Origin of the sequence: Methylobacterium crusticola, assembly GCF_003574465.1 — a bacterium.
GTDB classification, from domain to species: domain Bacteria; phylum Pseudomonadota; class Alphaproteobacteria; order Rhizobiales; family Beijerinckiaceae; genus Methylobacterium; species Methylobacterium crusticola.
Map to the genome: position 1 here is coordinate 22,508 of NZ_QOWC01000103.1, position 7,682 is coordinate 30,189.

Consider the following 7,682-nt stretch of genomic DNA (forward strand, 5'->3'; position numbering starts at 1 on the left):
CGCCGGGCCGCGCTCGCCGGCACCGGTGCCCTGCCGCCGGGGCCGGGCGCGGCGGACGGGGCTCACCCTCCGCCGCGGCGAGCGGCCTCGACGGCGAGGCGCAGGAACAGGTCGGCGGCCTGCGCGTGCGCGAACGCGCTGTCGGCGCGGCGGCAGGCCAGCACGGCCTCCTGCAGCAGCGCCACGGCGCGCCGGAGGCCGCCCGGTGTCCAGCGCGCGAGATGGATCTCGACGCTCTTCTGGCGGCGGAAATGCAGGCCGCGCCAGCCCGCCACCAGGGCGGAGGGGCTCTTGCCCTCGCCGTCGAGCCGGGTCGCCAGCAGCGTCAGGGCGTGGCGCAGGGCCGAGCCCAGCATCACCGACGCCTCCATGCCCTCGACCTGGAAACGACGGTAGCTGCGCTCGGTCTCGGCGACGCGGCCCGCGAAGGCGGCGTCGATCAGGGCGTTCAGCACCGAGCCCGAGACGTCGCTGCCGATCGCCTCGACGTCCTCGAGGCCGATCTCCTCGCGGCCCCGGGCGTAGAGGGCGAGCTTCTCGATCTCGCCGAGGCTGGCGCCCCGGTCGCCGCCGAGGCCGGCGGCCAGCACCTCGCGGGCCTCCCGGGTGATGCGCAGGCCCTCGGCCCTCAGGGTGCGCTCGATCAGGTCGTTGAGCGCGCCGGCGTCGTCCGGGTAGCAGGGGAGCGCCAGGGCCCGGGGTGAGCGTTCGCACAGGGTGCGCAGGGGCGCGGTCCGGGCGAGGTCGCCGGCCTCGACCACGATGCGGGTGTCGGCGCCGTCGCTCTTGAGCACCGCCTCGACGGCCGGCGCGTAGTTCCGGCTGCCCGGCCGGACCCAGACCGCGCGCCGGCCGCCGAACAGCCCGACCGTGCCGGCCTCGTCGACGAGGCGTCCCGGGTCGCTCGCGAGCGCGTCCCCGTCGAGCTTGACCAGCGCGAACGGGTCGGCGGGGTCCGCGACGGCGCTCTCGGCGAGACGCCGGGCGCGCTCAGCGACGAGTCCGGTGTCGGGCCCGTAGACCAGGATCACCAGGATGCGCGGGTCGGGACCGCGCCGGAGCAGCCCCTCGACCTCGCCGGCCTTGACGGCGGTCATCGGGCGGCCTCAGGGCTGGGTCGCCAGGATCGCGGCGACGCGAGTCTTGATCTGGTCGGCGAGGAGCTTGGCGAGCCGGATCTCGGCGTCGCGGGCGGCCCGCACGCTGGCGAAGCGCTGGACCGAGCGGTCGTAGGTGGCGGAGCCCTGCGCCACCCCGTCCGTGATGGTGCGGGTGCCGTCCAGGGACACGACCTTGTAGGAGGCGATGCCGAGCAGGGTCGCGGATTCGGCCCGGCCGGTCAGCGAGCTGACGATCGGCGTCTGCACCGACTCGCTCGTCGACAGGATCAGGCGGTAGCGCTTCTCGGAGGGCTGGCCGGAGCCGTCGAGATCGAAGACGAGCTCGCTGCGCAGGTAATGCCCGAGGCGCTCCTGGCCCTGCGCGGTCTGGGCCGGATCGACCTGGATCGAGGCCAGCAGGGCGCCGAGGGGTGCGCCGGAGGCCGTCGGGCCGTAGAGCGGGCGGAAGCAGGCCGACAGGCCGAGCGCCAGGCTGGCCGCGACCACGAGATTGCGTGCCGTCGTCACTCTGCTGACTGCCATTCTGGTCCGTCCCGCATCGTCCAATCGCGCCCCGTGGGCGCCCGTCGTCGCGCCCGCCCGCGCACCGCGCGAAGCCTGTCGCGGAGCGCCGTGCAGGCTAGGCGGGATGGTTTAAGGAACCTCTGCGGCAGGACCGTGATGGGCAAAGCCGGCGCGGCCGCGAGGGGAGGGCGGAGCGCCGGGGACCCGGCGCCCGCGCGGGCCTACGCGACCACGTTCACGATGCGCAGCGGCACGACGATCACCTTGCGCGGGGGGCGGCCCTCGAGCGCCCGCTGCACCGGCTCGAGGGCGAGGGCCGCGGCCTCGACCGCCTCCGCGTCGGCGTCCCGCGCCACCGTCACGTCGGCGCGCTTGCGGCCGTTGACCTGGACCGGCAGCGTCACGCTGTCCTCGACCAGCAGGCTGCGATCCGCGCTCGGCCAGGGCGCCTCCGCCACGAGCCCGGAATTGCCGAGGACGGCCCAGGACGCCTCGGCGAGGTGGGGCATCATCGGGGCGAGGAGCTGCACCAGGATGCAGGCGGCCTCCCGCAGGGCCGGGGAGGCGGCGCGCCCGCGGGCCTCCGCCATCGTGCCCTGGAGCGTGTTGGCGAGCTCGTAGATGTGCGCGACGCAGCGGTTGAAGCGCAGGCGTTCGATATCCGCCTCGACCGCCGCCAGGGCGCGGTGGGCGGCCTTGCGGACGGTAAGGTCGGCCTGCGGGTCGGCGGGACCCGCCGCCCCCGGCTCGGCGATCTCGCTCACCATGCGCCAGATCCGCTGCACGAAGCGGGAGGCGCCCTGCACGCCATCCTCGGTCCAGATCACGTCGCGCTCCGGCGGCGAGTCGGAGAGCATGAACCAGCGGGCGGTGTCGGCGCCGTAGGAGGCGATGATGTCGTCGGGGTCGACCACGTTCCGCTTCGACTTCGACATCTTCTCGACCGCGCCGATCGCGACCGGCCGGCCGGTTTTCACGTGAAACGCCGCGCGCACCCCATCCTCGGTCTGGACCCGGACGTCGACGGGCTGGACCCAGCCGGCCTCGTCCCGGTAGGTCTCGTGCACCACCATGCCCTGGGTGAACAGGCCCTCGAACGGCTCGTCGAGCCCGGCCCAGCCCGTCCGGCGCATGGCCCGCATGAAGAAGCGGGAGTAGAGCAGGTGCAGGATCGCGTGCTCGATGCCACCGATGTACTGGTCCACGGCGAGCCAGCGGTCGACCACGGCCTTCTCGGTCGGCGCGTCCTCCAGCCAGGGCGCCGTGAAGCGCGCGTAGTACCAGGACGAGTCCACGAAGGTGTCCATGGTGTCGGTCTCGCGCCGGGCCGGCGCGCCGCAGGTCGGGCAGGGGACGTTGCGCCAGGCGGCGTCCCGCTCCAGCGGGTTCCCCGGCACGTCGAACGAGACCTCCTCGGGCAGCGTCACCGGCAGGTCCGCGACCGGCACCGGCACGGTCCCGCAGGCATCGCAGTGGATCACCGGGATCGGGCAGCCCCAGTAGCGCTGGCGCGAGATGCCCCAGTCGCGCAGCCGGAACTGCACCCGGCGCTCGGCCACGGGCGCGTCGCCGAGCCGTTCGGCCGCGAGACGGTCGGCGACCGCCGCGAAGGCCGCCCGCGTCGTCATCCCGTCGAGGAAGCGCGAGTTGATCATGCGCCCGTCGCCGTCGTAGGCGACGTCGGTGATCGCGAAGGTGGCGGGGTCCTGGTCGGGCGGGCACACCACGGGCGTGTTGCCGAGCCCGTACTTGTTGGCGAAGTCGAGGTCGCGCTGGTCGTGCGCCGGGCAGCCGAACACCGCACCGGTGCCGTACTCCATCAGCACGAAGTTGGCGACGTAGACCGGCAGGGTCCAGGACGGGTCGAGCGGGTGGCGCACCCGCAGGCCGGTGTCGAAGCCGAGCTTGTCGGCGGTGTCGATCGTGGCCTGGGCGGTGCCCATGCGCCGGCACTCGGCGACGAAATCCTGCAGGGCCGGGTCGCCGGCGGCGACCAGGGCGGCGAGGGGATGGTCGGCCGCCACCGCGAGGAACCGCGCCCCGAACAGCGTGTCGGGCCGGGTCGTGTACACCGTCACGTCGGGCGCGGCGCCCGCCGGCGGCGCCTCGAGCGCGAAGCGCAGCTCCAGGCCCTCCGAGCGGCCGATCCAGTTCCGCTGCATCAGCCGGACCTTCTCCGGCCAGCGCTCGAGGGTGTCGAGCCGGTCGTTCAGGTCCTGGGCGAAGTCGGTGATCTTGAGGAACCACTGCGTCAGCTCGCGCTGCTCGACCACCGCGCCCGAGCGCCAGCCCCGGCCGTCGATGACCTGCTCGTTCGCCAGCACGGTGTGGTCGACCGGGTCCCAGTTCACCTTGGCGGTGCGGCGCGCCACCAGGCCGGCCTTCAGGAAGTCGAGGAACATGCGCTGCTGGTGCTTGTAGTAGGTCGGGTCGCAGGTCGCGACCTCCCGGCTCCAGTCCAGCGACAGCCCCATCGATTGCAGCTGCGCCCGCATGGTGGCGATGTTGGCGTAGGTCCAGTCGCGCGGGTTGACCTTGTTCTGCATGGCGGCGTTCTCGGCCGGCAGCCCGAAGGCGTCCCAGCCCATCGGGTGCAGGACGTTGAACCCCTTGGCGCGCTTGTAGCGGGCCACCACGTCGCCCATGGCGTAGTTGCGCACGTGCCCCATGTGGATGCGCCCCGACGGGTAGGGGAACATCTCGAGCACGTAGTATTTCGGGCGCGGATCGTCGTTGCGGGTGCGGAAGATGTCGCGCTCGGCCCACACCGCCTGCCAGTGGGGCTCGGAATCCTTCGCGTTGTAGCGTTCGGCCATGGGGGCGTCTTTGCGAGCGTTCGGCGCCGGCGCGGCGCCGGCGGCAGGGGACTAGAGGGAAAACGTCGCGGCGGCAAACTCTTGAGCTTGCTCGGCCGGGCGCCGCCGGACTAGGACACGGTTTGGTCCCGAGGGTCAACAATCTCACGGGCCCGGCCCGGGGCCCCGGCCACCGTTCGGAGCATGCCCGCCATGATCGATCCCGACGCCGTGACGGCGAACCTGGCGCAGGTCCGGGCCGAGATCGCCCGGGCGGCGGCCGACAGCGAGCGCGATCCGGGCTCCGTCGCGCTGGTGGCGGTGTCGAAGACCATCCCGCCGGAGGGCATCCTGCCGGCCCTGGCGGCCGGCCAGCGGGTGTTCGGCGAGAACTACGTGCAGGAGGCGAGGGCGAAATGGCCGGCGCTGCGCGCGCAGCACCCGGACGTCGCCCTGCACCTGATCGGCCCGCTGCAATCCAACAAGGCCCGCGACGCGGTGGAGCTGTTCGACGTGATCCAGTCCCTCGACCGGACCTCGCTCGCCGCCGCCCTCGCCCGGGAGATCCAGCGGGCCGGCCGCCGGCCTCTCCTCATGGTGCAGGTCAATACCGGCGATGAGCCCCAGAAGGGCGGCGTCTCGCCCGGCGCCGTCGACGCCTTCCTGGCCGCCTGCGCCGGCACCTACGGCCTCACGGTCGAGGGGCTGATGTGCATCCCGCCCGCCGAGGACCCGCCCTCGGCCCATTTCGGCCTGCTGCACGCCATCGCGGAACGGCACGGCCTTCGGCATCTCTCGATGGGGATGAGCGCGGATTACCCGGCCGCGATCCAGATGGGCGCCACGCACGTGCGCGTGGGCAGCGCGATCTTCGGGGCCCGGCCCGCGCGGGCGTGACCGGGCCCGAGCCTCAATTCGCGTGCAGGGAGCGAATCTCCTCCCGGGCCTGCTCCAGGAAGCGGACGCGGTCCTCGTCGGTCAGCAGGACGGGCGACTTCGGCAACCCGTCCCGGTAGCGCACCGTGCTGTCCCACAACGTGCCCCGCGGGCCCTCGGCCGCGTGGATCTGGCGAGCCCGCACGATTTCGGTCGCGTTGTAAGCGTCGAGCATGCGTTTCTCCCCGTATCCACGCTTTTGAAGCAGGAGATTTGGCGCGACCCTACCGGATGTCGAGAGCAAGCGCGAGTGTGGCAGCGTTACCAATATTTACAAGGTTGTTTTGCGTCGCAGCATCGCGCCGGCGAAAGACCCCGCCAAGTCTACCGCCCGGCCGCGACTTGCCGGGGCGGCACGCCCCGGCGGGCGCCGCGCCGCGTCAGAGCACGAGCCGCGTCCCCGGGCCGAGGCGGCGCAGCAGGCGCCGCAGGTCCGCGCGCCTGAGCGCGACGCAGCCCTCCGTGGGCGCGAAGCCCGGGCGGGCGACGTGCAGGAAGATGGCGCTGCCGCGGCCGCGCCGGATCGGGCCGCGGTTGTAGTCGAGGTCGATCACGAGGTCGTAGAGCCCGTCCTCCCGCCACATCCGCTCGGCGCTGACCCCGGGCGCCGGCAGGGCCAGCGGCCGGTTGTAGCGCCGGTCGCCCGGGTCGTCGCACCAGCCGTCGCCGGGCCGGGTCGGGCGCAGGGGCAGGGGGCTCGCGGGCCGGGCGCCGAAGCGGTCGGGCCGGAAGAACCCGCCCCGCAGGCGGAAGCGCCCGCGGGGCGAGGCGCCGTCGCCCTCGCGCTTGGCGCGGGTGCACCCGGACTTGCCGAGGGCGCAGGGCATCAGCGCCGGGCCGGCGATGAGGAGGCCGCGGGCGGGATCGAGCACGCTTTGGCGGACCCGCACCCGCGCAAGGGTGATGCGCTTCATGCCCGCCGTCATAGGGCGGCGCGGCGCGGGGCTCCAGGCTTACCGTCTCGCGGTGCAGGCCTCCGCGCCGCGGCGCGGGGGGAGCGCGATCTCACGCCCGCCGGCCACCGGGACGAAGCGCCAGGCGTAGCCGTCGGCGAAGAGCTCGAGGCGCAGGAGGCCGTGGGTCGCGTCGCCGTAGGCCTCGCTCGTCGGCCAGCGCTGCGCGTAGGGGACCTGGGACAGGGGGATGCCGCCCGTCCCGACGATGAAGGAGCGCGGGCCCGCCGGGTCGGGCTCTCCGGCCGGGTTCATGCGGGCGAACTGCTCGAAGTGGTGGTCGTGTCCGGCGAGGACCAGGGATGCGCCGCGGGCGTGGAGCATCCGGTAGGGCTCCGCCATCGTCCGCATCTCGCCGCAAGCGGGGCGTGGATCGCCCGGCCGGCACAGGGGCGCGTCGGCGGCCCTGCTGTTGGCGTGGCCGTGGTAGCCTGAGCTGAACACCGGCGGGTGCCAGAACGCCAGCAGGCACGGCGCGGCGCGGCCGCGGAGCCGGCGCGCGAGCCAGCGCTCCTGCCCCTGGCGGCTCGCCCGGGGAGGGGGGCGACCGGCGGGCGCGTCGGGCAGGTATGCGTTCAGGCCCACGATCTGCCACGGCCCGGCCCGGCCCGGGAAGCGGAGCGCGTAGTAGCCAGTCCGCGGACCGTTCTCGGCCACCCGCGGGTCGTGCCGGAAGTAGGTGAAGTAGTAGGGCCGCGGGTAGTGGGCCGGGCCCGCCGGCTCCGGGTTCTCGTACTCGTGGTTGCCGGGGACGGGCAGGAGCCTGTCGCGGAACGCGCCCCAGCTCGCCGTGAAGCAGGCGAAATCCGCCGCCTTGCCGTCGACGTAGGCGAGGTCGCCGAGGACCAGGATGCGCAGCGGCAGCCCGGCCCGGGCCGCGGCGGCGATCTCGCTCCGGACCACGGCGGCGGTCTGCTCGGCCACGCCCCTGTCGACGATGGCGCCCGCGGCGTCCCGCCGGCAGAGGGCGATGTCGCCGACCGCGAGCAGGATCCCGACCGGCGCCCGCCGCGCGGCGCTCTCCCGCGGGAGGCTCTCCCGCGCGGCGCTCTCCCGCGCGGCGCTCTCCCGCGGCAACGCCGGCGACAGGGAGAGCGCTGCGGCCGCGGCGGCCGCGACGACGTGCTTGGGCATCCCGGCGATCCCGCGAGGTCGGAGCAGCGGGCGCCGTCCCGCGGCGCGCACGGACGATCCTCCCATCGTGCCGCCCGCCATGGAAGGCGGCGGGAGGGAAAACTGGATTCCGGCGCCCCCCGGGCGGCGGGCCGGCGCGGGCGGGGCACCCTGGAGACCGGGCGACGGGGTCCTGCCTCGCGGGCCCGCCCGCCTCGAGACCCGGTCCGGCCGTCTCCCGCGCGGCCCGCCGCGGGCCG

The 7,682-nt window shown here is 74.4% G+C and carries 7 protein-coding genes; 1 reads left to right on the forward strand and 6 read right to left on the reverse strand.

What is annotated here, in order from left to right; genetic code table 11:
* Positions 1 to 62: 62 nt before the first annotated feature.
* The 3 genes from holA to leuS all read right to left on the reverse strand — a co-directional run bounded on the left by holA (position 63) and on the right by leuS (position 4,441).
* Positions 63 to 1,097 carry a DNA polymerase III subunit delta gene (holA, locus tag DT057_RS22445; protein ID WP_128564333.1) on the reverse strand — a complete coding sequence of 345 codons (1,035 nt, stop codon included), beginning with the start codon at positions 1,095 to 1,097 and terminating at the stop codon, positions 63 to 65.
* Between the two features lie 9 nt (positions 1,098 to 1,106).
* A complete protein-coding gene (gene lptE, locus DT057_RS22450) occupies positions 1,107 to 1,643 on the reverse strand; it encodes an LPS assembly lipoprotein LptE (protein ID WP_128564334.1) in 537 nt (178 codons plus the stop codon).
* A 203-nt stretch (positions 1,644 to 1,846) separates the two neighbouring features.
* The gene (leuS, locus tag DT057_RS22455) at positions 1,847 to 4,441 is read right to left on the reverse strand and encodes a leucine--tRNA ligase (protein ID WP_128564335.1); all 2,595 of its coding nucleotides are present in this window, start codon (positions 4,439 to 4,441) and stop codon (positions 1,847 to 1,849) included.
* 192 nt (positions 4,442 to 4,633) lie between these two features.
* On the opposite strand from leuS, the gene DT057_RS22460 reads away from it, so the two are divergent.
* A complete protein-coding gene (locus tag DT057_RS22460) occupies positions 4,634 to 5,317 on the forward strand; it encodes a YggS family pyridoxal phosphate-dependent enzyme (protein ID WP_128564336.1) in 684 nt (227 codons plus the stop codon).
* A gap of 13 nt (positions 5,318 to 5,330) precedes the next feature.
* Here DT057_RS22460 and DT057_RS22465 read toward each other — a convergent pair whose 3' ends face one another.
* From DT057_RS22465 to DT057_RS22475, 3 genes are all read right to left on the reverse strand, one after another.
* The gene (locus DT057_RS22465; RefSeq protein WP_128564337.1) at positions 5,331 to 5,531 is read right to left on the reverse strand and encodes a hypothetical protein; all 201 of its coding nucleotides are present in this window, start codon (positions 5,529 to 5,531) and stop codon (positions 5,331 to 5,333) included.
* 205 nt (positions 5,532 to 5,736) lie between these two features.
* Positions 5,737 to 6,270: a L,D-transpeptidase family protein gene (locus tag DT057_RS22470; protein WP_128564338.1), complete on the reverse strand. Its 534-nt coding sequence runs from the start codon at positions 6,268 to 6,270 to the stop codon at positions 5,737 to 5,739.
* Between the two features lie 39 nt (positions 6,271 to 6,309).
* The gene (locus tag DT057_RS22475; protein ID WP_162501472.1) at positions 6,310 to 7,443 is read right to left on the reverse strand and encodes a metallophosphoesterase family protein; all 1,134 of its coding nucleotides are present in this window, start codon (positions 7,441 to 7,443) and stop codon (positions 6,310 to 6,312) included.
* Between the last annotated feature and the right edge of the window lie 239 nt (positions 7,444 to 7,682).